Here is a 22,715-nt window from a genome sequence, read left to right as displayed (position 1 = left end):
ATGATTAATCTTTTGTGATTTGTGACTGTTGGGACATGATTTCTGCTATCATGGTTTTGATTTGGGATGGTTGTAAAAAACGTACAACTCTATCTCCGGCTGTGGCATTTGCAAAGGTGGCGATGGTAACTAAGATAGTATTGATAATTACTGCTGCTAGTCCTAAAGGTGCTATTAGCAAAATAATCAGTGTAATTGTCCCATTAAGAAATGCAACGGCTAAGTTCCGCACTAAGGCAGCACGATTAGAAATATACATGGTTTAGTTGGAATTCGGTATTAATTGTACTTTTTTAAGTTAAATCACACAGAAAATTTATACAAGTGATTTTATGCGAATGACGAATTTATTTATTTGCGATGATTTGTTAGCGGCGGGGTCAGGTCAATGGCGGAAATGCTGATGTTTCCGTTAACCCCGTCGATGTCTTTCTGTATAAAGGTTTCAGGGTTTTTTATTGCCTGGTTATTTTCGGAAAGTAGCCGCCAATTGATACCCCGTCGCAAATGGCATCTAGACATTAGGCACTGTATGGGTTTAGAATGATGGGTATCGCTTCTTTTATAGGAAGTGGAATTAATGGAAACAAATTGGAGGGCGTAATGTCGAATATCGAATGGACTAGAGAATCGCTTCTTTTATAGGAAGTGGAATTAATGGAAACGAGTAATACCAATCTTCCCACTGCCTGCTGCTGCATTAATCGCTTCTTTTATAGGAAGTGGAATTAATGGAAACTCTTCCTTTTCCTGAGTCTCGCTAGACCACTCGCTGCATCGCTTCTTTTATAGGAAGTGGAATTAATGGAAACGTGGAATTGACGCACTAGGAGAATTAACTTTAAATAGATCGCTTCTTTTATAGGAAGTGGAATTAATGGAAACCCAGAACCTCAAGAGAACTAACAGAAGTCAGGCTATAAGATCGCTTCTTTTATAGGAAGTGGAATTAATGGAAACTCTAGCTACAGACTCAGGCATATTTGCATAGTTTGTAAATCGCTTCTTTTATAGGAAGTGGAATTAATGGAAACTTGACAAAGTGCCACTATCTGTGCTTTGGTTCTTCTTTATCGCTTCTTTTATAGGAAGTGGAATTAATGGAAACTTTACACCCAATCCCTTAATGTTAGCTAAACCTAAATCGCTTCTTTTATAGGAAGTGGAATTAATGGAAACAGAACTCTTTTAGCTAATGCGTGCTTACCAATACATCGCTTCTTTTATAGGAAGTGGAATTAATGGAAACCTAATTGAAGGGTACAAGGCTAACGCCTAAATAGATCGCTTCTTTTATAGGAAGTGGAATTAATGGAAACATATTGATGTTTGACCCAACATTTCCGTACTCTGCAATCGCTTCTTTTATAGGAAGTGGAATTAATGGAAACTTTTCTACATTGGTCAAGAGGCGTTCGATTTCTTCGGGAATCGCTTCTTTTATAGGAAGTGGAATTAATGGAAACTGTTGTCTAACCCAAATGACTTCTTAAACTCAAACTGCTCAAACTGTTCTATCGCTTATTTACTTAATTATTCCGGCTTTTTTCACTTTTGGTTTAGCAACACCAGCGTTAGCAAGTAAAGGAAAAGCTTTTGGTAAATGTATGTCAACAGCAACAAAAGCATCTATTAGACAAGATCAAAAAGATGGTAAATGTGGTAATGAGCCAGAGATTTATTATGGTTTATGTTGTTTGGGTATAATTGGTTTAGGTGTCGCAAATGAAGGCAAATAGAATATTAAAATTAATCATTTAATTAGATCCTAGATCCCAGATCCCCGACTTCTTAAAGAAGTCGGGGATCTTTTCTTTTCAATCATCGAGTAGTAGTTTTTTGAAGTCAGTAGAATTAGGTAAATTATGATCTAGCAAAAATTGTTGATAAATTGATTCTGACTCGATTTGCGTTTTGATATATTCTATGTTAGGAAGTGTTCCTGGTCGTAATCCTGCATATTCTAAATAGCTAGAAAATTCCCATTCTCCAGGATGGTTTACTATTCCGGCTTTTACTGGATTGAGGTGAATATAGCGAGAAAGATTGACAAGATATTCAGTTTCTTGGATGTGAATACTTTGAAACCGTCCCTGAAATAATACCCCCGAACGGTTAAACCGTTTATTAATTGCCTTTGTGTAAGCAAGAGAGAGAGATTTCATGGCATCAGATAGGGTTTCATCTCTCAGATATACCAATAAATGATAATGATTAGGCATTAAACAGTAAGCAACAATATCTACTACATTTTTAATAAGATGTTCCTTTAGTAACCGGAGAAAATAAATATAATTCTCGCGTTCAAAGAAAATATCTTGACGATTGTTACCACGATTATAAATATGATAAAAGTTACCACTTTGCCAGGGAGTTTTTCTTTGGGGCATAAATAAAAATATGGGATATTCAAATTTAATAAAATTTTACCAGATATCCGAGTTCCCAGATCCCTGAGTTCCCAGATCCCCGACTTCTTAAAGAAGTCGGGGATCTAATGTCGGGGATCTAATATCTATAAACATTCACAATGTCTTCACCGATTTGTTTTAATTTATTAACTAATGATTTTGGTTTTATTACCTTCACTCCTCCTTTAAAACCAAGAATCCAGCGCAAAAGTTCCACATCATCTAAAGACCATTGAGGTAATATGACTTGAAACCGATGAGGATAGTTTTTATTTTCTGTTTTATCAAGACAAAAAATAGATTTAGGCAAAGTTAATCTCTTACCTGTGATTGGTAGAGACATTTTCATCTGTTGTGGAGGAAACCGTTTAGTTCCTTCGGCAACAAATCTAAAAAGTTCATCATTAAACCATAGTTCAATAGTGATACACACTAGAGAACGTTCTTTTTTATTAACACTCAGAAATTGCTGTTGGTCTTGGGGATTGTAACCTAAAAAAATTCCTGCACTTCCTTGAGATAGTTTTTGTAATTTTTTTAAGGCACTTTCTTGTTCTTGTCGAGAACGCACCTTTGTTTGTATTTGACCAATGAATAATCTATCTAATCGTTCAAAACGAAACAAACCATTATATTTACCTGATACACATTCATAACCCAAATACCAAGCTGTGTTAGAAAAAACAATTTGTAATGGAAAACCTAAAAAGAATCCTTCCTCATCTAGGGTAAACTTGCCACCACCACTAAAACGATTTAATTCTAATAATTGTCCTTTAGCGATCGCTTCCTCAACTTGCTGTAAATTTCTGGCTAGAGATTCTGCTGGTAAATACTCTGGGTCAATCATACTGCGATTAGCGATCGCCCGTACTGGATAAATATCACTGACCCCTAAGCGACTTTGTGCCATGCGAGTAGCAAAGGTTTCATAAATTTCCAGTGCTATCGGGTCATTGAGACTTTGTGCTTGAGACTGGAGAACTTGAAACACCTGAGTTAATTCTAGTGCTGATAAAATTGCCGTTCCCGCAAAATAACCGTCTCGCATAGAAAAATTATGTAATATTTTATATGGTTTAAGGACTTTTTCAATATCTTTACGGACAGAATCTAAAGTATTACCATCAATAATCTCATATTCTTGCAGTGCGGACAGTAAAGTTTTTAAACTTCCTTGTCCAGAATTGGATAAAAACGGATGATGTAAGATGAACCTAATAGTTTGCAATAATCTCTGAAACGCTGGTAAATCTGAGTAGGGATGAGTTACCACAGCAACGGAAGCGGTCAGAGAAACAGCGCCAGGGGAGATAGGGAGATGGGAAGGTGAAGAGATAGAATTAACACCAATGAGGGAATTTTGCTGCAACCATAGTAAATTAGAGGCGATCGCAATTTCATCTGCATAGATATTCCCATACAATTGGCTGATACAAGCGGTGATTTCTTCTAGTGAACTGGTAAATTGAGGGATTTTACCCAAAATGCTGGCTAATAAACTGGGGTGAGTTGCTTGCAGATTACCAATTCCCGGATAGTTAATTATCAAGGAAATTAGATACATCAATCGCTCAAAATCCAGCAATTTACTGTAAGCATGAAAAGTAATTTGACTATTACGGTTAGTGCGGTTGATTAGAGTTCGAGAAAGCTGTTGAATTTGGGTAGAGATTTGGTGAAAGTTGAACTTTGGGGACGTGACATCAACTTCCTTAACTGCTGCAAACCCTTCAGCGGCCATTGGTGGAAAATCTTGCAGCCATTGGTGCATACTCTCAATTACCACATCTGGAACTTGACGGGTGCGTTGTTGATTCCATCCTTTACAAGTTAGCAAAGGGGTTTTTAAGTACCACCCCATCCATAAAACCGGGGAAGCTACGACTAATTTTAACTTTTCTAATAAATCCAATCGCCACGCACGCTTGGCATTAGTGGCATCATAGACTACAGCATTATTTTGAGCCAATGCTGCTGTGATTTGAGAAATTACTGCTGCTTCTATATCTATCCAATCACCCTGAATAGTGGTATCCCCATAGAGTTCTTGACGAATAACATCAGTAGAGACAATGCGATAATTCCCCAACTTGGCTAATTCAGTGGCGAAAGTGGACTTACCGCTACCAGGGACACCAATCAGGATGTGACAGATAGGAGGAGTAGACATGAGATGATGGTAGTGTCAAGAGCTTTTAAGTCTAACAAGTTTATCCAAACTACAAAATTATCTAAGAGGATGTTTGTAAAGTATTAAGTTGTAACAAGATCCCCCCTAACTCCCCTTAGAAAGGGGGGAACTAGAGTCAAAATCCCCCTTTTCAAGGGGGACTTAGGGGGATCTCAAGATTTTGGATACATGACGAAGGACTTTTAAAACATCCTCTAAGGTTAATTAGATAATTGAGAAAAAAGTATCTAACTCAGTCCATCAGTCATCAACTTATCAATAACCCAGTTTTTAACTTCAGAATAAATGTAGTAGTTAGTTTTATCAAGATTAACAAACTTACTTTCGGTTAAGTTTAATAGCTTGTAAGTTTGATCAATAATGATTGTTATCTCTGCTATAATTTCTTCTGGTTTACAAGCCACAAACTCTTGCTCATTATCACAATTTTCTTTGTCTTCCTTGAGTATTTTAGACATATTTTCTTTGGAAATACCTTCTGCACTGTGAATCAAATTATTTCTTTTTTCAATCCAATAATCTAGATTATCTAACGAAGTGGTAATTTTTTCCCAAGATGCCTTTTCCTTTACTTTATCTCTGTGTTGGATGAGAGCATTAACAAAGTTCCATTTACTAAATCTTCCTGGTAGACGATATTTGGGTTTGTGTTGAAAATTCCAATTTGCCCAACTTGAATTATTTTTATTTTCATTTTGCTCAAAATATTGCCACAAGCGAGGCTCAACTTTTCTCTTATCCAAGTACCAATCATGAGCATAATTTATTTTATCAAAGTATTTTAATCCATCCAATTTAATTATTAAATAATGTAAATTTTCTTCACAAAAAGAACCCAAACGAGATAAAAAATTTGCAACTTGGTTCAATTCCCAATAAATGCAACATTGAGTATAAAGATTTAGTGACTTGTTATATTTAACAGATATCTGTTTAAATATGCCTAGTGCCTCACTTGAATTGATGACTCTCCTAGCACCTAAACTGTCTAGATTGAAATAGCAAACAGCCATATCTAAGGATTTAACTACAGATTCAATTGCTGCTTTGCTGTCAGCAATATCTGTAACACCTGATTTACTCAATTGTTCTAGAGTTTCTATCCACTCTTTGAGAATTTGGGACGATCCATCAAAATCCCAACGTTCTAATAATTGTTTGATAATTTGATATTTTTGTGTACGATTGTAACGCCAATAAGAAATCTGTTGACACCTAGAAGGTTCTCCAGCTAATACATCTTTAATTGATAAAATAGGGTCGAGAAAAATTTGATTTTGGATTTCAGATGACATAGCCTGCACTCTAAGAGCAGTTTGCATCTGGTAAGTCCCTCCCTTAATACTTATTAAAATTTGCTCATTTTTATCTAGACTGCCAAAAAATTTGTAATACTCATGAAGTAACCCATCTTGGTTAATAGCTGAAATATTCTCAGTAATAAGTATGGGATGTAATTTTATATCTTTTGTAAATTCAATGTTAAACCAGTATTGCAACAGTTCAAATAGATGTATGGAATCTGTATCATATCCCACTCCAGGAGGTTGATTAGTTATAAAAATATAAGCGTTTTTGATTTGAAATCTGTCTCTAGCTTCCTTGATTACACCCCAAATTCTGCCTGGACGAATGCGTTGATGCCATTTATTGTTATCTTGTATGTAAGCTATTTTTAATCTCTTAGTAAATTCTCTAAAAGAGAATTTATCTAATCCCAATTCATGACAAACTGTTTGTTCAATAAATGTTTTTCGTTCGTCCCAAGCAACTTTATCATCAGGAGTTAAACCTGAGTAGTCTATATTCGGCTCATTACGGTCAAACCCAACAGGAAAGTAATATTCGTCAACTTTGATAGATAAGTCAGAATTGCCAATATTTGCGATTAAAATTGTCATATTTGTACCAGAAATATTTTCTAAATAAAATTCCAAATCTCAGAGTAATTTGAGCCTGCTTGCTCTTGCAATTTGTCCAGATATTGTTTTCGGGGATTGTCTGAATCTTCATTTACCCCAAAAATAGTAACTACTTGAAAATTTCCTACTTCTGCAATCCATACAGGAGATGGTTTTGCCGTTGAACCGCATAGATGCCGATGGTATCTTCTGCCTTGATACTCTATTTCATGTAACTTGGCTAAGGCAAAGAGTTTATTCTTCTCTGTACTGCCAGTAACACAAACAATTCGACAGTTGCTATCAACTACTTCTGCCCAAGTTTGCGGTGTAGGTGTAAGTATCGACCGGGGATGATGATAATTAATTTCTTCCTTTTCCCTAAATTGTTGTAAAGCCGTGTAAAAACCTTGTAATCTTAACCTGAATATCAGTTTTAGTTCATTTAAGTTGTTAGGAATCTTCCAGAAGTCATCTTTACTTATTACTGTTAGGCTTGCACCACGCCACCAAGGTGGATTGGAACGATTTTGGCGAGAATAACAAGGTCTTCGTGAACCCTGTCCTACTCCTCCTAAATGAAACATCAACCAAGTGAGGTTTTGTAATAATTGTTCTAAAGCTTGTTTTTTGTTTTCTAATAAACTTATAGTTTGGGAAGAATGATGTAAAATTAACTCACCTTCAGCCAAACTATAATTCTCATTTTTTTTAGTATTTTCCTGGTTTCTTCCATTTGTTATTTCTGATCTAAATAATCCTGTATGTGGTTTTGGTTCGATATCACCGAAAATTTCCAACTCTAAATCTCGTATTTCCTGATTATTCGATAAGACCCCTAAAGCTAATGCTCGAAACCAATAACGCATTGTTGAACGAAAAGCTGTAGGACGAACTTCTGCTAAAGCTTTTCCTGGAGGTTTCCATCCTCCATCATCTTTTGGTCGCCATGCTGTAAATTTTTGTCCTCCATGAATTAACTGCCCTTTGAGTTTAAAAATAACTGCTAATATTCTTAACCTTCTCTTTGGTTTCTCATCTTTAACATCTAATGAGCCGTATCCAGTATTGACTCTAGAACCAATACCGTATCCTAACCCTCTTTTCAACCATACGATGACTTGGTTGAAAATTTCTTCATAACAGTCATTGCCTTGACGCAGACCAATTACAAAAGTAGATTTTTTTAGAGATATAAAAACATTTGGGTTAGTATTGTACTCTGGTGGTGTCGTCCTATCCCATTTCCAAATAGAGTTAGCCATATCGGGACTCAAGCCACCTTGCTTATCCTCTCCAGGCAGTGGATAAGCATCTAAAAAAATGACTAAACCCATACTTGAATTTGGGTTGATGTCACCAAAAATATGTTTAATTTGCTCCTCAGTAAAATTGGGATCTTGCATAGCGATCGCTCGTGCTACACCCTTGAGTGTGCTGCTAGGAATATAAGGCATTCCCAAGGCATCAAAAGCTGGCAATAGCATTGATTCTGGACCTTTTGTCCCGCCTACTCTAATCCGCCACGGGCAAGTTACTTCAAACCATTCATGAGATAACTTTTTTGTCCTACTTGTTAGACGACTCAGAGACTTAGAAACATCATTATTTTTAAATTCTTGAAAAAGCTCCAAAATTGTGCCGCCGTCTATAGTTCCATCGCCAGATTTAACTCGCATCCATCGCAGATACTCAACAAAACTAGCATTATTATGAGATAGTTTATCTGGTAAATCTGGATGATCAAGCCAAGGAGATGGTTGGGATAGATTGTTAATAATATTACCATCTCCATCAGTATTACCAGCAGAAATTTTATTTCTCGGTTGTTTTAGCTTAGGTTTTTCCCATGAGTGATAAGAGTCTGTCATCAGTAATTCTCCCAGTGTATTATCCCGCAGTAGTATCTTGGTTATGTGTTGGCTGGACATCTGGATAAACTGCTTCTGCCCAGAAAGCAAACTCACGGGCAATTTGCAGCGCCAGCCCAGTTAGACCTAAATACTCAGACGCATTGAAAGATTCAGAATCACCACGTTTAGTAAGATTATTTAAACCTTGTCGTTCTAAGAAATGATCTGGTTTCTCTGGAAAAGCTATTTTTCCTAATATTTGAAAAAAGCATTTCACCACATCTTTTTTGCTGTTTTGACTAAGGGCAAACTCTTCAGCCTTGAGTCGCAGTAACCCCCAAGTAGCTATATAGGTGTAAAGTTCTACAGCTTGACTTTTCTGCTCTTTCTGGGCAGCTTGGTTAATTGTATCCTGTTGTAAATTACTTAAGCTTTGATAGACGTGTGTGGAAATGGTGCGCGGATCGTAAGTTAACATTATTGGTTACTCCTAGTTACTCCAAAGTTCTACAAAACCCCTACCCAGGCTTTCTTGTCCACCTAGCTGCCAACTTGTTTGCTGTTGTAGTAAACTCTTAAAAGTTGCACTCGCGGTATCACCTTTATCATTCATGGCTACGTTAGTTCCCCAAGGGAACAGATATACCGTTCCTGGTGGTACAAATGCCCGTTGTGGAAGCAGGGCAAATTCCTTATCTTGTTCCTTGCGTTGGATAGTAGATACACCACCCCACAATAAAGGGCGATCGCTCACACATCCGCTTAAATTCTCTTGCCAATTAATTGGATAAACTCCATACAATGCCGGCTGTTTCTCTGCTATTCCAGGAGTCAGCAAATAAGCAAAATTACTCCCATCTTTTGGTTGTTCATAAGTTGCTAAGTTTCGCCACGGCTGAAAATCTGGCAGAGATGAAATTAAAGCCCGATGTCCTTCACCACCTAAACGCACCACCATTTGTTCCAACTTTGCACTTATAGCAGCCACTAATCTCCATCCAGAACGTAGACGTATGGCTACCTCAGTAAAATAGCCTTCCTCATCTCGTACTTGTCTAGTACCAGACTGCATACGAATATGCGGTAAAATTTGCACACTCCAAGGATCTTCATGAAAATCTTTGGAATTGGTGAGGGTTTCTCCCTGCAAATACTGAATCAAAGCATCAGCTTTAATCCAAGGTTGAGGTCTTCCACATATAAACTCATCTGGTTTAATAGATGGTGTCACCATTGGTTTGAGTTCATCAGAGTCAAAAGGAATGTATTTCCGAACTTTTTCCTCTATAGGCTGTAAACGTTCGATTCTATGCCAATCATTCGTTTTTTCATCTAAGTCATCTCCTCCTGCTTCTTCATTAATTCTCCGCTTAGAGACTGCTAGTAAATCCTTGGGTGTTGGCAACCACAAATTATCGTCTTGATCCAATAAAAACGAGCCGAGAAATTCTAAATCACGATTCTTTTGTTGATACTGCTCTAAGGCTGATCTCAGTGATTGAAACACTGTAATTGGTAATGGTGGAAATTGCCCTTTAGCCCAAGAACCTTCACTGGGACTAAAGGGTTTGGCTTCCCGAAATAACAATACATCCAGTGGTTCAATAGAATACCAGTACATTAGTTACTCTCCTGAATATTAGATTTCCCCCAATTTTGACGTTGCACCATTTTGTCTACCCAAAAGGCACTAAAGCGCAATATGTTTCCTAAGTCTTCAGGTTGAGTACCAGTTTGTTTTTCGGTTCTTCGGTTATTTTTATGGAAAACCTGGTTCAAAATCATTGAAAGCCTTATTCTGTAGGCATTTCATTGAAAATATGGAAATAATTGTTTATAACCCTTGTCCCGTAAGGGTTTTGTTATCATCAATCCTCAATCACCATAAAAGAGACGCAAGAGCCTGTTTTTCTTTTTCTAATCTTTTAACCCAATCTTCCCATTTATTTAGCCAAGTAACTATAGAAGGAAAATTATCGAGTTTTTTGCTTTCATCTCGCCGATTCATAATTACATTGGCTGCTTTACCAAATAGTTGGCAATTCTCAGTTACAGCAGCGCGGCGAGGTAATTCTTCTGCTAGTCGCAAAAGCAATGGACTCAATTCCTCTGATGGTGAATTAACTAACCCGTACCAAGATTCTAATAATTCACCTTTCATAACAGCTTCTAGAGTATTTCCACCGCCATAAATGACGCGAAAACACAAACCATCTTTATCTGGTAGCTTTTTCGCTCGTTCTTTTTCTGCTTCCCAAATATTTTCTAAAACTGTAGGTAAAGGTACGCTTTTGTGAGCAATAACAACACCTATGCTCATTGTTGCTCCTGCACCCATAGTAAAGTGAGGACGATTAGATATTCCCGGTATATTTGATTGAGGAATCCAGTAACCGCCTTCATTTTTAAACTCATTGTACGGGTCATTACCTCCACACCAAGCTGCTCGTAGTGATAGCAGATATTCAGGCAAATCTTCCAGAGGTAAAACTGCCATAACATCGTCACCACCACTGTAGATAACTTTGCCACAAAAACGCTTTTCTGTCAGATAAGGTACGAGGCGATTGGAAAAATCTAATAAAGCACGATTTAGTCCTACGTGCGTGGCTGGACCCATACGTTTTTTAGTATCGAGCAATTTTAACCAATTTTCATTATTTAAATTATTTTTATCTACTGCGTCTTCAACGATATATTTATCATAATTTTCAAGTTTTGCACCTGAAACGTACTTACCCATATTATCGCCATCAGCAAGAACAATTACCCACCAATCAGAAGGACTTCCATCACTAAAACCACTTTGTTTATGTGCTTGTTCTACTAAACTCCGTAAAGTTTTAATTTCTTCTTTATCTTGCAAGCCCATATCTTCAGATAGCCACTTACTAGAAAACATGACACCGTTGTAGTCTTGACCATCTCGATTGTCAGGGTTTATTTTTTCATCAGTTTTATAAATATGGAAGGGACGACGGCGAGTACGATAATCAAATTTATGGTGTTGTTTTGGTAAGAATTCTTGCTGAATTAACTTATCGAGATAATCCCAATAACCATTAACTTTACTTGGATGATCATGAGCGAATCTAGCAGCAGCAATAGAACTTAAATTAGGAAAGCGAATTAATTTTTCATGGTCGATTTCTTCGTCTTTACAATTTACTTGAATTCCTAAAGATTCTGCAACACCTCCATATCCCCAAGCCATGCGTTTAGTTAGTTCAATAGCATTTAGCTTTTCTGAACCATTAAACAAACCTGGATATACTAGAGACATCAGCCGCCAAAACAGACCCATTGACCCTGAAGATAATCCGCCACCTTCACGAAACTGCTCGTTATAAAGTAAATTAGGATGCACTGCACTGAATTGACCAGAAAGGGTAGAACGTTCTCCTGGAGAAACTGGTAAACTCCATCTGCGGGTATTCTTGACTGATTGAATTAACTTACCCAGTCGAGATTGCACATTTGCCCACCAAGTCCCAACATTTAGTGATTGATAGGCTTGTTTTTCAGCCTCTGTTGGAGTAGGGTTATCATGACGTGAAGGAGCGATCGCTTCTGTTGCTTCTATCCAATCAATATTAAAACCATCTTGGTTTTTAGAAATCTCCAGTGCTTGCTCTGGATTACCCAATGGCACAGCAGTCCAGTAACTCTCCCAAGTATTATTTATCTGAGCATCCCAAAGTTTATTCCACTCCCAACAGCCATGCTGCTGCCATTTTTGTAAATCTCTCAGGTCAGCATCTGTAGCTTCAGCTTCAAGAGACTTTAAATTATTTGGTTGAGTCAACCATTCAATCACCTTAGTTTTAATATTAGAGCGGATTGGGTGAGCGATCGCTTGCCATTCCTTTGCTAATTGTTCATTCAGTTCTTTACCCAATTCTTTAGCAGCTTCTTTCCCTGGTACTAACACTGTGATAACATTAGGAAACCCTGCTGTTGAAAGAGAAGTGGATTGAGATTGATTAAATAGATTTACAGGATCTGTCCTATTAGAAGTATGTTTAAACTCTCCTTTCATATCTGGATACTTCTTGACTATAAAAGCATCAATAATCTCCTGACTCCACAAGGATGGAGTTATTACAGCATCGGGTCCATATTTTTCGGCAACATACCAACATAGTTTGGCACTAAGATAGTGCAACAGATAAGAACCTGCCCAGAAATCTAAGAATTTGCGTGATGATTTAATAAACTCCTGTACTGGCGAAAAAGTGAATAGCAGTAGATAGGGATAGGGATAGGGATGTTCAGGTTTTTCTGATTCTGAGCGCCAGTCGGACGGAAACATTGCACCTACTAATGCAGAAACTGTGCTTTTGTAACTATGTACTGGAGAATCTGGAAGAACTCTGTTAGATGGAATCAACAATGCTTCTGGTGCATTATTTGCCAGCATCTCTGGATAAAACCGCCAAAACCACCAAAATACTTTTTCTACATCATCTGTTTGTTGGACTATTTGACTAATTTTAACCATTGCACTCTGATCAGGTGCTGTAACAGTCTTGGATTGTGCGCTGATAGGATGACGCAAATGAAACACGCTATTACCAGATTTATCATGTGTGTTTAGGTTCACTTGATCAGATGAACTGCTAATATCACTAGCCTGTTTACCTAAACAGCACCACCAATCCTGCAAATTTTCTTTATGTGATTGTAAACATTGTAACTTTTCCAGAATTGCAGGTGGCTGAATAGCATTTGTTGACTCTTGCAACAAAGCGTAAAGCTTGCGATGGTAGACGTTCATATATTTGTATACTAAGACACTTCTCTACTATATAGCATCAAAATTAATAATCAAGTAGTTTTCATGCGAATGACAAAATTATTACTATTTTTTATGATTCTACAGAAGTGTCATACAGTACAAGACTTTTATCCCTGAAATACTATATGCCGGCTAGATAAATGTCCATCTTTGCGCCGTTGGGGGAGAATTGTGGCAGGATGGAAAGAAGCCTGTGCAACATCACAGACTTGTAAGGGTGTTGTTTTGCAGAAGAACCCGTCAAGAAGATTGTTAGTTTCGCACTGTCAACGAAAAATTTGGCGGAAGGGATATACTATCCTCTGAATGTTAGTAAATTGCAGAACAAGCTATAGCGGTTGTCAGTTGCATGAAAACATCCAGTTATCATCACACTGATTTGCCTTCATGACTTTTAATGCCTGTTCCCCGTCCTCGGCTACATATACTCCCCACCTTGACTAGGAAATGAATCCAGAAAACTCAGAAACTTACATAAATCATCCAACTTGGGGTTTACTCTATAGGATCTGTATGGTTGATGAGAACCAGGATCTGTTTACCACACTCTACGCCCAACGTTTATTTTTTTTGGTAACAACTGAGCTTAAAGTCCTGAAATTTCAGCCAATTGGCCGGACTGAGGCTAGGATGATGCTGGAAAATCGCTTACGGACTTTGCGCCGCAGTGGTAATTCTCAGGAGTACGAGCAACTTCAAGGTGTATTTCAGCGCACATTCCAATGAGTAGTTTAATTAGCGATCGCTCCGCTCACATTAGGCAACGCCTTACCCACATACACGCCTCACTCCCATCTACAGTGAGGTTGATTGCTGTTACGAAAAGAGTATCTACTGAATTAATGCGGGAAGCATACACCGCAGGAATTCGTGATTTTGCTGAAAGTCGCATCCAAGAAGCTGCCAGTAAACAAGCCGAATTGCAAGATCTAGCGGATATTACCTGGCACTTGATTGGACATCTCCAAACCAATAAGGCGAGAAAAGCCTTAGAACTATTTTCATGGATTCACTCCGTTGATAACTTGCCACTGGCACAACGCTTAAATATCCTAGCGGCAGAACTGGGAGTGAATCCAAAGGTATGCTTACAAGTCAAAATTCTCCCCGACGCAAATAAATCTGGTTGGATGGTTCCAGAATTATTGGCGGACTTAGCAGCGCTTAACCAATGTCAAAATCTACAAATTCAAGGTTTGATGACAATTCCGCCTCAAGGGTTGGCGGATGCAGAAATTTTAACAGTATTTAATACTACGTATGAATTAGCACAAACCATCCAATCACAAAATTGGCCAAATATTACCATGCAGCAATTATCAATGGGTATGTCTGGGGATTACCAATTGGCAGTGCAAGCAGGAGCAACAATGGTACGATTAGGTACAATTTTGTTTGGTGAACGAGCTTAGACATAGCTGTAGTCATACTTCCAGACGGCATGATTAACAATCGTTTGCGAATTTACTACCAAGTATTGATAATTGTCAAAAAATATAATACTCTCATAAGTAATTCTTAATTGCAAAGGTGGTCATACCCCCCTTTATTTTTAATGATCGTTAGGCTACAATTTTAACTCAATGTTACAGATTCGTTAATGTGCAGGCGTTAACATCAATATCTGTTAATAATTGGGAATTTGTACTAAAGGGTAAAATCAGTAGTACGATTGCTACGTCAAACATCTACTATAGTTACGACTACTGCCTAGAAGGAACTTTAATGTAACTTATAGCCAGGAAAATTAGGGGAATTTTAATCTGGGAGCATACAACATGAGCAATATATTTTCTAAACTCAGGGATTTTGTAGGGTTGAATGAACAGGTAGAATACGAATACTACGAAGAAGAAGCTGATACAACCAATAATTATCAGAATATCTATCAACAGGAAAATCCCCAACCAGCCCCACAGGAAACTACTCCTCCAAATCGGCGTTGGCGGGAAAATCAACCTAACAGTACAGAAGAAGTAGCTGCAACAGTATCTAAACCTATGAGTAACGTTATTGGTATGCCAGGCGCAATTAATGGAATCTCTGAAGTTCTAGTCCTTGAACCTCGCACGTTTGAAGAAATGCCCCAGGCGATTCAAGCCCTCCGGGAGCGCAAATCAGTAGTATTGAACTTGACCATTATGGACCCTGATCAAGCTCAACGTGCAGTTGACTTTGTTGCTGGTGGTACTTATGCGTTAGACGGACATCAAGAAAGAATTGGTGAAAGTATCTTCTTGTTTACCCCCAGTTGCGTGCAAGTTAGCACTCAAGGCGGTTTGATACATGAAGTACCTATCAACCAAGCCCGTCCCGCCCGTCCCGCAGCTACAGCAGCAACGACCGCTTGGGGAAATGAACCCACTCGGATGGCACAGTAAGGTAAATTAGTCATTAGTTCTGACAATTAATTGACCACTAGTGACTAATGAAATGAATATAAAATTTGGCTTAATTGGCGGTGGGGTAATGGGAGAAGCTCTATTATCCCGCCTTATTACAAGTAGCATTTATCAAGGCGCAGAAATCATTGTCAGTGAACCCCAAGCTGAACGCCGCAGCTATTTAGAACAGAAATATGGGGTAGTTGTGACAACGGATAATAGTCTAGTGTTAGGGGCAGCGAAAACAGCGGTGATGTTGGCAATCAAACCCCAGATATTTACGGCTGTAGCCCAAGAATTAGCAGATATCCTACCAACAGAACATTCACCCCTGATCATTTCCATACTAGCGGGGGTAACTTTAAAACAATTAGAAGCAGCTTTTCCTCAAGTTCCCATAATTCGCGCTATGCCGAATACTCCCGCTACAGTGGGTGCAGGAATAACAGCAATTTCTTTAGGTGCTTATACTCATCCTCATCACCAACAAACAGCACAGCAGATTTTTACCGCTGTGGGGGAAGTAGTGGAAGTACCGGAAAGCCTGATGGATGCGGTGACAGGATTATCCGGTAGTGGCCCGGCTTATGTGGCATTGATGATTGAAGCCTTAGCTGATGGGGGTGTGGCTGTGGGTTTACCAAGGGCGATCGCTAAACAACTAGCTGTACAAACAGTTTTAGGAACAGCAAAACTGGTACAAGAAACCAAAATTCACCCCGCCGAACTCAAAGATCAAGTTACCAGTCCCGGTGGTACAACTATTGCCGGTGTCAGCACCTTAGAAAAAGCTGGTTTTCGTTCCGCTGTTATCGAAGCTGTTAAAGCCTCGAAAGAACGCGCTCAGGAATTGGGGAAGGGATAACAGGGGATGGGGGCGTTGCTGATTAAGGGTATGAATTTTAGTCTCACGCAAAGGCGCAAAGACGCACTGAGGTTTGAGTTTTAAGTACTTATCAATTTTGCTATACAGAGACTATTCTTGCCTCTCCTAACCTCTGGATGGGCGCAGGCCCTGCGCCCCTACCTCCTGCTATCCGCAAGCCCTAATTAGGGATTGTTAAAGGCTGAGTTTTTTGAACTGCTGGTGTTTCCTCTGGTGTAGATTCTACAGAAGGACTGGGCGCTGATTTGGGAATCATAAATTGTTGCCAAGTTCTAATTTGTTCTTGAGCATCAGTATAAGCACTACTACCACGAGGAATTAAATTAGCTGTATCAATGGCTTTGGCAACATCAACCTCACTTTGAGAACGTGCCATTTGCAACAATTGTTGACTCCATTGGTCAATGGCAATATTGACATCTAAACGCAAAGTGTTACGACTAGATACCCGATTTGCCAACTGAATAGCTTGAACTAAAGCTTCTGGTGTGCCAGTAACTGCAACTTGCTTGGCTTTTTGCCAACTTTCTTTGGCGCGAATTTGGTCTTGCCAAGTATCTATGGAGGATTGAGCTTCACTAGATAAAGCGCGTCCTGAAGAGGCGATTTTTTGAGCTTCACTAATAGCCGTTGTCAAATTACCACTGTCGGCTAATGCCCTGGCTTGATCTAAGTACGGTTGATCTTGAATGCGCTCAATTTTGGCTGTCCATAGCCTAATCTTTTTTTTGGCTTCTGGATATAATGCTCGTCCAGAGCGAATTTGATTAAGTTCAGCGATCGCTGTTTGTAATGAGATAACATCCTCGTTAATAGCTATTTGTTCCGCCCGATCTAAATATGGTCTATCTTCAATAGACTCCACCTGGCCACGCCAACGACCAATTTCTTGACGGGCTTCTGTAGCCCGGGGATTATTCCCAGGAATTAATTGTACTTCCGAAATCGCTGCTGTTAAATCATTAACAGTGCCTTGACTAGCGAGATTCCGAGCTTTTTCTAACCGAGAAACATCTTGAATTTCTAATTGCCAACGGGCAATTAATTGTTGTGCTTCATTATAAATATCCCTAGAAGCATCTATTTGTTGAGCTTGAGAAATAGCCGTTTCTAACCCAGCCGTAGTCCCAATAAAAGCACTTCTTTGGGCTTCACCCAAAACCATAAAATCATCAACTTCAGCTTGCAATTCAGGAATGGGGGGAATTTGTCGGGCAATTTCCAAGGCTTGATCAGCATTTCGCTCTTTCATTTTAGCCTGTGCTAATTTGAGCATTTTTCTAGCAAACCCAGATATTAACTCTTGGGCTTTTTGATACAGATAACTATCTGGTTTAATCGTTTCAGCCAGTTTAATAGCTTTAAGTAAACTATCTAAATTGCGATTATTTGCTAAATTTTCTGCTTTGTAAAGTTTATCCCCATCTTCTCGCGCCGTAACAATAATGTTATTTAATTGATCATATTTAGTGCTTGCCCAATATTTATTATTGACCCGTAGCAATCTAGCCGTGAGCATAAAAGCTGATTGCCAATGTCGTTGGCGCAATTCTTTTTCTGCTTCTTGGTAAATTCCTTCCGCCTTTGACCAAATCGTTTGCCACTTTTGAATTTGCTCTTCTACTAGTTCACTAACCTTCACGTCAGTAGGAATTTTTCGGGCTGTAGCGATCGCTTCCTCCAAATTCCCCGCTTGGAAACTCTCATCCGCCAACCTGAGAACATCCCGTGACCATTCCTCTAAAAGACGATTAATTTCGCCCCGCAAAGGATGATTTTCTGGTAATTGTTTAACCAGAGTAATTGCTTGGAGCAAATCATTAATAGTTTGCTTAGAAGCCGCCAACTGAGCGCAGTGTAGCCTTACTGACGCACTAGCTAAAGGCCAAAAAATTTGTGGACAATTAGGAGCAGTAGGTAACTTAAACAGGATGGATAAAGCTAGAAAACCCATGCTTCCAGGAATTAAAGTTAATACTGCTGCCCAAACTACCCAATTTTTAGTCCAGCGCGGCATTTTCTCAATTAAAACATTGAGATTAAAAGTAGGTTCTGAATTATCATTTATAGCCAAAACATCGCCATCTTGCTTTTTTTTTTGCTTCATAGACTGAGAATGAGAACCAATAGCAGCGGTATCAGCAGTTTGATTATTTTGTATGTAGTTAGGCTGAACCCCAATTGGTTCTCCCGCTTGGTCTGAAGACCAATTATCTGGAATATCCCGCTCTGTCATTGCTCACACCACACTAATTGAATAGCGATATGAAAGTAGATAGATCAATATAGATAATTTTATGTTTGCTATCCTCACTTTCCTATCTAAAAAACCGTTTAAAACCCATCCCTAACATTACTGTTTTTTGGGTTGAGTATGACTGGTGACATTAATCAGAAATTAAAGATTCTCTTTGTATATCTCCAATTAACTGAGTTAAATCATCACTACTTGCTTGATAGATATTACCGCAAAAGTCACAAGTAGCTTCTGCACCATCATCTTTCACAATCATGTCTTGTAGTTCCGCTTCTCCCAATATTTTCAGCGCCCCTAGCACCCGATCAAAAGAGCAGCCACAATGAAAGCGTAACATCTGACTTTCAGGAAATATGTTCAATCCCATATCTCCTAACAAATCGTTAAAAATTTCCGTCAGTGTTTTACCTGCTTGCAGTAATGGCGTAAACCCAGATAAAGCCTCAATCCGCGATTCTAATGTAGCCACTAGCTCCTCATCCCTAGCAGCTTTGGGTAACACCTGGATCAAAATTCCTCCCGCTGCCGTTACGCCCTGTTCTCCCACAAATACACCCAAAACTAAAGCCGAAGGAGTTTGTTCAGAACTTGCCAAGTAGTGAGCAACATCATCACCTATTTCCCCCGAAACCAGTTCTACTGTACTAGAGTAAGGATAACCATGACCGAGATCGCGGACTACATATAGAAAGCCTGCACCTACTGCCCCACCAACATCTAGTTTACCCTTATGATTAGGTGGCAACTCCACGGACGGATTACCGACATAACCCCTAACCGTACCATCTAATCCTGCATCTGCCAATACACCACCTAAAGGACCATCGCCCTTAACTCGAACATTCACCCTAGAACCTGACCGTTTCATACTGGCAGCCATCAACAAACCAGCAGCCATAGTTCTTCCCAATGCTGCTGTTGCCACATAAGATAGTTTATGGCGTTGTCGAGCCTCTTCTGTTAACCGGGTACTAATCACACCTACAGCTTTAATCCCACCATCCGCCGCAGTCGCACGAATTAATTGATCTGCCATGAAAAACCTGACAATTCTTTACAAGATGACTTTTTTATTTTAGATTGTTTCGAGTCGGGAGGTAAGAGGCGGGGGGGAGGGGGCAGGGGGGCAGGGGGCAGGGGGAGTAGGGGAAGTGGGGGAAGTGGGGGAAGTGGGGGAAGTGGGGGAAGTGGGGGAAGTGGGGGAAGTGGGGGAAGTGGGGGAAGTGGGGGAAGTGGGGGAAGTGGGGGCAGGGGGCAGGGGAGAAAATTTTTTCTAACTGACCAATTACCAATTACCAATTACCAATTACCAATTACCAATTACCAATTACCAATTACCAATTACCAATCACCATGCTAGGTACATTTCAACAAAGCCAAATTCGTATCGAAGTTACAGCATCAGCCGATGCCATTCATGACAGTATTTTGCATCCTGCCGAACTAAAAAAATGGCTATTGGGGCAAAGTTTTCCCCCAGAAATGCCCACAGAATTACCACCAGGATTTGAGTTCACCACCTGGGCAGGACCAGTCTCCATTCATCACCAAGTAGACGTAGTAAAACCCAATTGTTTGCGCTTAATACTCAGTGGAGGCATTGACGGCTTTCACGAATGGTACTGGGGTGAAGGCTGGGTACAATCCCGCATAGAAGGCATATCCATGTTACCCCTAAACTTAGGACAAACCCTGAGTTTAGTCAGCTTACGCCAATTCTTAACCACAACCAAGTAATTTTTCTATTCTTTGCGCCTTTGCGCCTTTGCGTGAGAAAAGTATCACTTAACAATCAAATACATCCATAAAAGCACTCCTCCCGTCGCCAAAAGGCAGATAATTCCTGTCAACCCCGCGAGGGGTTTTTTATTGATCCCTGTCACCCATGTAGGAACTTGATCTGTGTAGGTAATTAATCCCGCTGTATCTATGGTAGCGATCGCCCATACCCAACCAGCATGAAGTCCCCAAGCAATCCCTAAACTATTGCCATCAGCTAATCTAGCTAATACTAAGACCATACCCATTAGCCATAATCCAGGCAGTTGAGGAAGAGTTTCTTTTTGTTCCCATACCAAATGTAAGACAGCAAAAACCGAGCTAGAAATAATTGCAGCTAACCAAATTGGATAATTTTGTTGTAACTGAGTGAATAAAAAGCCCCGAAATACAAGTTCCTCTATTCCCCCCACAAACAAAGCCACTAGGGAAATCGTCAATAAACTAGATGGGATTAAATTGATCTGAGATTTTTCTAAATAGCACCAACCGGCGCGAATTTGCCCAAAAAATACTATAGCTAGACCCAAAACACCCAAGCTAAAACCCAGTAATAAAGAGCCGAAAATAGAAGCCTTCCCCACTAATCCATAATCAGGGAAAGAACCCAATTTCAACCCTTGAAATCCCCAGAGAATTAGAGGAACTAATAAATAAAGAGATACTAATAAAGGAATTTTTTGCTCTGGTTGTAAAGATTTGTGTATTTGCCAATTCAAAGTAATGGCTAAAACTGCTACCAATGGCAACCAGCAACCTATCCAAACAATAAAAAAAGCCATGACCAAAAATACTGGCGTATCTTTGAGAAACTCCAGTAAAGTATGGACTGATGAATCTAAAAATGACAGTGGAATAGACATAAAAAACATGACTAACTTCCTGCAACAACAGATTTCTTGACGAATAATCAAGACTCTACTAGAATTTGTGACTCATGGAAGAGGTCAAAACGTTTTTTATGTCTTATCCCACTGCAATTATTTAACCACAGCTACTAATTAGCGGTAGCTCTAGGGATAAATTCATGACAATTTACCTTAAACTTATCCCTGATAGGTGAAAAAATTTATTCTTCTGCATCTGATTCATCAGCATCATCAGACTGGATTAATTGTTTATCACTTTCACCAAGCTGAATCAAGTGAATATGTTTGTAACCGAGTCTAATTTCAAATTCGTCACCGGGCTTTAGGTTCATTGCTTTGGTGTAGGTTGCACCAATCACAATTTGACCATTTTGATGAACACTGACCCGGTATGTCGGTTCGCGGCCACGTCCATCTTTTGGTGCTTCTGGGCTGAGGGGAATGCCTCTAGCTGACAATAAAGCATCATAAAAGTCTGTTAAGTTAACTCGAACTTGACTATTTTTAGTAACGGTGTAATAACCACATTGCTTTGCTCTTTCTCGACGTGGCAAGGTGGAAAGTTCTTTAACTTTCGCCAGCAATGTTTTTCCGGTTAATGGGGCAGTTGCAGTTTCGGTCATTATGCTCTAATTTTCCTTAATCTCTTCAAATTGATAGCGTAGCATGGACTTAGCCATTTCAGAATTTTCTTGTGTGTCTAGTATTGAGCAATCAGCGCAACTGGACTTCATAGGTCAACAAAACACGAGGGTGATGGGTGAATTCCTGCTGATATGTCAGCAACAGAAGACTCTATTACAGTTGTCCATAATAGGTTTATAAGTCATAGTTGCCACAGACATTTATTTCAGTAATTTTACGGCTTTTTTAACCATCATTGGCCATCGGAAATTAAATTATTTTCTCTTTGGTCACTGTTGTAACGGTGTAACTTCAAGCCACCTTTACAAGTCAGGTTAGTTCTACTCCAAAAAAGATAAAGCAGTCCGGTCTTGGGATTTCCCCAAATGGGGGAACTGCCGCGTAGAGCCAATAAATTACAGGTTTTTCACATTCAGTGCTGCTTTTCTCTTGCCTTTGAGTTATAGGAATAAAGACAGCATAGGATTTATGTGTGGTCTGATGGACATACACCCTTTTATTTTGCCAGTAGAGACATGAATTTTCTAGTCTCTACATTACGAAGAAACAAAAGAAGTGTTAGCCGTGCTTATGCGGCTATTCTGATTTTGTTAGTTCGTAATTTTCTATTAAATACTAGCATGAAATAATAATAGCAAAATATTTTTTGAATTTAAAATTCATATTACAACTAAATTTTGATCTAGATCCCTGGAGTTGAGCCGCTAAAATCCAGGCGAGATTTTCCTCAAGCTTGAT

The 22,715-nt window shown here is 39.2% G+C and carries 20 protein-coding genes and 1 CRISPR repeat array; of the genes, 7 read left to right on the top strand and 13 right to left on the bottom strand.

Features of this window, described 5'->3' with window-relative positions; translation table 11 throughout:
* Nucleotides 1–4 precede the first annotated feature (4 nt).
* Entirely contained in the window at nucleotides 5–259 is a 255-nt protein-coding gene (gene csx18, locus AA650_RS03600; protein ID WP_039203187.1) for a CRISPR-associated protein Csx18, read from the bottom strand.
* Between the two features lie 293 nt (nucleotides 260–552).
* Nucleotides 553–1,466: a CRISPR direct-repeat array (repeat unit 36 nt; unit sequence ATCGCTTCTTTTATAGGAAGTGGAATTAATGGAAAC).
* A gap of 141 nt (nucleotides 1,467–1,607) precedes the next feature.
* Between csx18 and AA650_RS29045 the strand changes: the two genes are divergently transcribed.
* The gene (locus tag AA650_RS29045) at nucleotides 1,608–1,739 is read left to right on the top strand and encodes a hypothetical protein (protein ID WP_257720892.1); all 132 of its coding nucleotides are present in this window, start codon (nucleotides 1,608–1,610) and stop codon (nucleotides 1,737–1,739) included.
* A gap of 78 nt (nucleotides 1,740–1,817) precedes the next feature.
* On the opposite strand, the gene AA650_RS03595 is transcribed toward AA650_RS29045, so the two are convergent.
* From AA650_RS03595 to cas10, 8 genes are all read right to left on the bottom strand, one after another.
* Nucleotides 1,818–2,390 carry an REP-associated tyrosine transposase gene (locus AA650_RS03595; RefSeq protein ID WP_053537994.1) on the bottom strand — a complete coding sequence of 191 codons (573 nt, stop codon included), beginning with the start codon at nucleotides 2,388–2,390 and terminating at the stop codon, nucleotides 1,818–1,820.
* A 118-nt stretch (nucleotides 2,391–2,508) separates the two neighbouring features.
* Nucleotides 2,509–4,584, bottom strand: a complete 2,076-nt coding sequence (locus AA650_RS03590) for a WYL domain-containing protein (protein ID WP_053537993.1) — start codon at nucleotides 4,582–4,584, stop codon at nucleotides 2,509–2,511.
* A 248-nt stretch (nucleotides 4,585–4,832) separates the two neighbouring features.
* Complete coding sequence (locus AA650_RS03585) at nucleotides 4,833–6,542, bottom strand: hypothetical protein (protein ID WP_053537992.1); 1,710 nt, start codon at nucleotides 6,540–6,542, stop codon at nucleotides 4,833–4,835.
* Nucleotides 6,527–8,377, bottom strand: coding sequence for an RAMP superfamily CRISPR-associated protein (locus tag AA650_RS03580; RefSeq protein ID WP_053537991.1), 1,851 nt, complete (start codon nucleotides 8,375–8,377; stop codon nucleotides 6,527–6,529). The genes AA650_RS03585 and AA650_RS03580 overlap by 16 nt, the downstream gene beginning before the upstream one ends.
* Nucleotides 8,378–8,396: 19 nt before the next feature.
* Nucleotides 8,397–8,837: a hypothetical protein gene (locus AA650_RS03575; protein WP_053537990.1), complete on the bottom strand. Its 441-nt coding sequence runs from the start codon at nucleotides 8,835–8,837 to the stop codon at nucleotides 8,397–8,399.
* 12 nt (nucleotides 8,838–8,849) lie between these two features.
* A complete protein-coding gene (locus tag AA650_RS03570) occupies nucleotides 8,850–9,980 on the bottom strand; it encodes a type III-B CRISPR module-associated Cmr3 family protein (protein ID WP_081424131.1) in 1,131 nt (376 codons plus the stop codon).
* The gene (locus AA650_RS27540) at nucleotides 9,980–10,144 is read right to left on the bottom strand and encodes a hypothetical protein (RefSeq protein WP_199924370.1); all 165 of its coding nucleotides are present in this window, start codon (nucleotides 10,142–10,144) and stop codon (nucleotides 9,980–9,982) included. Before AA650_RS27540 ends, AA650_RS03570 begins: the two co-directional genes overlap by 1 nt.
* 94 nt (nucleotides 10,145–10,238) lie before the next feature.
* Nucleotides 10,239–13,136, bottom strand: a complete 2,898-nt coding sequence (cas10, locus tag AA650_RS03565; protein WP_053537989.1) for a type III-B CRISPR-associated protein Cas10/Cmr2 — start codon at nucleotides 13,134–13,136, stop codon at nucleotides 10,239–10,241.
* Between the two features lie 468 nt (nucleotides 13,137–13,604).
* Between cas10 and pipX the strand changes: the two genes are divergently transcribed.
* The 4 genes from pipX (at nucleotide 13,605) to proC (ending at nucleotide 16,406) form a co-directional block, all read left to right on the top strand.
* Nucleotides 13,605–13,883, top strand: a complete 279-nt coding sequence (gene pipX / locus AA650_RS03560; RefSeq protein WP_027402694.1) for a transcriptional coactivator PipX — start codon at nucleotides 13,605–13,607, stop codon at nucleotides 13,881–13,883.
* The gene (locus tag AA650_RS03555; protein ID WP_053537988.1) at nucleotides 13,880–14,569 is read left to right on the top strand and encodes a YggS family pyridoxal phosphate-dependent enzyme; all 690 of its coding nucleotides are present in this window, start codon (nucleotides 13,880–13,882) and stop codon (nucleotides 14,567–14,569) included. The genes pipX and AA650_RS03555 overlap by 4 nt, the downstream gene beginning before the upstream one ends.
* Nucleotides 14,570–14,935: 366 nt before the next feature.
* A complete protein-coding gene (locus tag AA650_RS03550) occupies nucleotides 14,936–15,538 on the top strand; it encodes a cell division protein SepF (protein WP_053537987.1) in 603 nt (200 codons plus the stop codon).
* Between the two features lie 52 nt (nucleotides 15,539–15,590).
* Complete coding sequence (proC, locus tag AA650_RS03545; protein WP_053537986.1) at nucleotides 15,591–16,406, top strand: pyrroline-5-carboxylate reductase; 816 nt, start codon at nucleotides 15,591–15,593, stop codon at nucleotides 16,404–16,406.
* Nucleotides 16,407–16,587: 181 nt separating this feature from the next.
* Here proC and AA650_RS03540 read toward each other — a convergent pair whose 3' ends face one another.
* Together AA650_RS03540 and hslO are read right to left on the bottom strand one after the other, a co-directional pair.
* Nucleotides 16,588–18,663: a hypothetical protein gene (locus tag AA650_RS03540; RefSeq protein WP_053537985.1), complete on the bottom strand. Its 2,076-nt coding sequence runs from the start codon at nucleotides 18,661–18,663 to the stop codon at nucleotides 16,588–16,590.
* 151 nt (nucleotides 18,664–18,814) lie between these two features.
* Nucleotides 18,815–19,720: an Hsp33 family molecular chaperone HslO gene (gene hslO / locus AA650_RS03535; RefSeq protein WP_053537984.1), complete on the bottom strand. Its 906-nt coding sequence runs from the start codon at nucleotides 19,718–19,720 to the stop codon at nucleotides 18,815–18,817.
* Nucleotides 19,721–19,835: 115 nt separating this feature from the next.
* Here hslO and AA650_RS29040 point away from each other — a divergent pair, with 115 nt between their 5' ends.
* Nucleotides 19,836–19,961: a hypothetical protein gene (locus tag AA650_RS29040; RefSeq protein WP_257720891.1), complete on the top strand. Its 126-nt coding sequence runs from the start codon at nucleotides 19,836–19,838 to the stop codon at nucleotides 19,959–19,961.
* 76 nt (nucleotides 19,962–20,037) lie between these two features.
* A complete protein-coding gene (locus AA650_RS03530) occupies nucleotides 20,038–20,421 on the top strand; it encodes a hypothetical protein (RefSeq protein WP_053537983.1) in 384 nt (127 codons plus the stop codon).
* 44 nt (nucleotides 20,422–20,465) lie between these two features.
* Here AA650_RS03530 and AA650_RS03525 read toward each other — a convergent pair whose 3' ends face one another.
* Nucleotides 20,466–21,335 carry a CPBP family intramembrane glutamic endopeptidase gene (locus AA650_RS03525; protein WP_190381939.1) on the bottom strand — a complete coding sequence of 290 codons (870 nt, stop codon included), beginning with the start codon at nucleotides 21,333–21,335 and terminating at the stop codon, nucleotides 20,466–20,468.
* Between the two features lie 197 nt (nucleotides 21,336–21,532).
* Nucleotides 21,533–21,955 carry an AbrB family transcriptional regulator gene (locus tag AA650_RS03520; RefSeq protein WP_027402704.1) on the bottom strand — a complete coding sequence of 141 codons (423 nt, stop codon included), beginning with the start codon at nucleotides 21,953–21,955 and terminating at the stop codon, nucleotides 21,533–21,535.
* Nucleotides 21,956–22,715: the final 760 nt, after the last annotated feature.

It is taken from the genome of Anabaena sp. WA102, assembly GCF_001277295.1.
Classification (GTDB): Bacteria; Cyanobacteriota; Cyanobacteriia; order Cyanobacteriales; family Nostocaceae; genus Dolichospermum; species Dolichospermum heterosporum.
The sequence above is the reverse complement of the archived record's forward strand: the minus strand, read 5'-3'. Positions and strand labels throughout refer to the sequence as shown.

Bases quoted from the DNA above. Each gene is read 5' to 3' on its own strand.
- csx18 (WP_039203187.1), bottom strand. From the start codon at position 259: ATGTATATTTCTAATCGTGCTGCCTTAGTGCGGAACTTAGCCGTTGCA.
- AA650_RS29045 (WP_257720892.1), top strand. From the start codon at position 1,608: ATGTCAACAGCAACAAAAGCATCTATTAGACAAGATCAAAAAGATGGT.
- AA650_RS03595 (WP_053537994.1), bottom strand. From the start codon at position 2,390: ATGCCCCAAAGAAAAACTCCCTGGCAAAGTGGTAACTTTTATCATATT.
- AA650_RS03590 (WP_053537993.1), bottom strand. From the start codon at position 4,584: ATGTCTACTCCTCCTATCTGTCACATCCTGATTGGTGTCCCTGGTAGC.
- AA650_RS03580 (WP_053537991.1), bottom strand. From the start codon at position 8,377: ATGACAGACTCTTATCACTCATGGGAAAAACCTAAGCTAAAACAACCG.
- AA650_RS03575 (WP_053537990.1), bottom strand. From the start codon at position 8,837: ATGTTAACTTACGATCCGCGCACCATTTCCACACACGTCTATCAAAGC.
- AA650_RS03570 (WP_081424131.1), bottom strand. From the start codon at position 9,980: ATGTACTGGTATTCTATTGAACCACTGGATGTATTGTTATTTCGGGAA.
- AA650_RS27540 (WP_199924370.1), bottom strand. From the start codon at position 10,144: ATGATTTTGAACCAGGTTTTCCATAAAAATAACCGAAGAACCGAAAAA.
- cas10 (WP_053537989.1), bottom strand. From the start codon at position 13,136: ATGAACGTCTACCATCGCAAGCTTTACGCTTTGTTGCAAGAGTCAACA.
- pipX (WP_027402694.1), top strand. From the start codon at position 13,605: ATGAATCCAGAAAACTCAGAAACTTACATAAATCATCCAACTTGGGGT.
- AA650_RS03555 (WP_053537988.1), top strand. From the start codon at position 13,880: ATGAGTAGTTTAATTAGCGATCGCTCCGCTCACATTAGGCAACGCCTT.
- AA650_RS03550 (WP_053537987.1), top strand. From the start codon at position 14,936: ATGAGCAATATATTTTCTAAACTCAGGGATTTTGTAGGGTTGAATGAA.
- proC (WP_053537986.1), top strand. From the start codon at position 15,591: ATGAATATAAAATTTGGCTTAATTGGCGGTGGGGTAATGGGAGAAGCT.
- AA650_RS03540 (WP_053537985.1), bottom strand. From the start codon at position 18,663: ATGACAGAGCGGGATATTCCAGATAATTGGTCTTCAGACCAAGCGGGA.
- hslO (WP_053537984.1), bottom strand. From the start codon at position 19,720: ATGGCAGATCAATTAATTCGTGCGACTGCGGCGGATGGTGGGATTAAA.
- AA650_RS03530 (WP_053537983.1), top strand. From the start codon at position 20,038: ATGCTAGGTACATTTCAACAAAGCCAAATTCGTATCGAAGTTACAGCA.
- AA650_RS03525 (WP_190381939.1), bottom strand. From the start codon at position 21,335: ATGTTTTTTATGTCTATTCCACTGTCATTTTTAGATTCATCAGTCCAT.
- AA650_RS03520 (WP_027402704.1), bottom strand. From the start codon at position 21,955: ATGACCGAAACTGCAACTGCCCCATTAACCGGAAAAACATTGCTGGCG.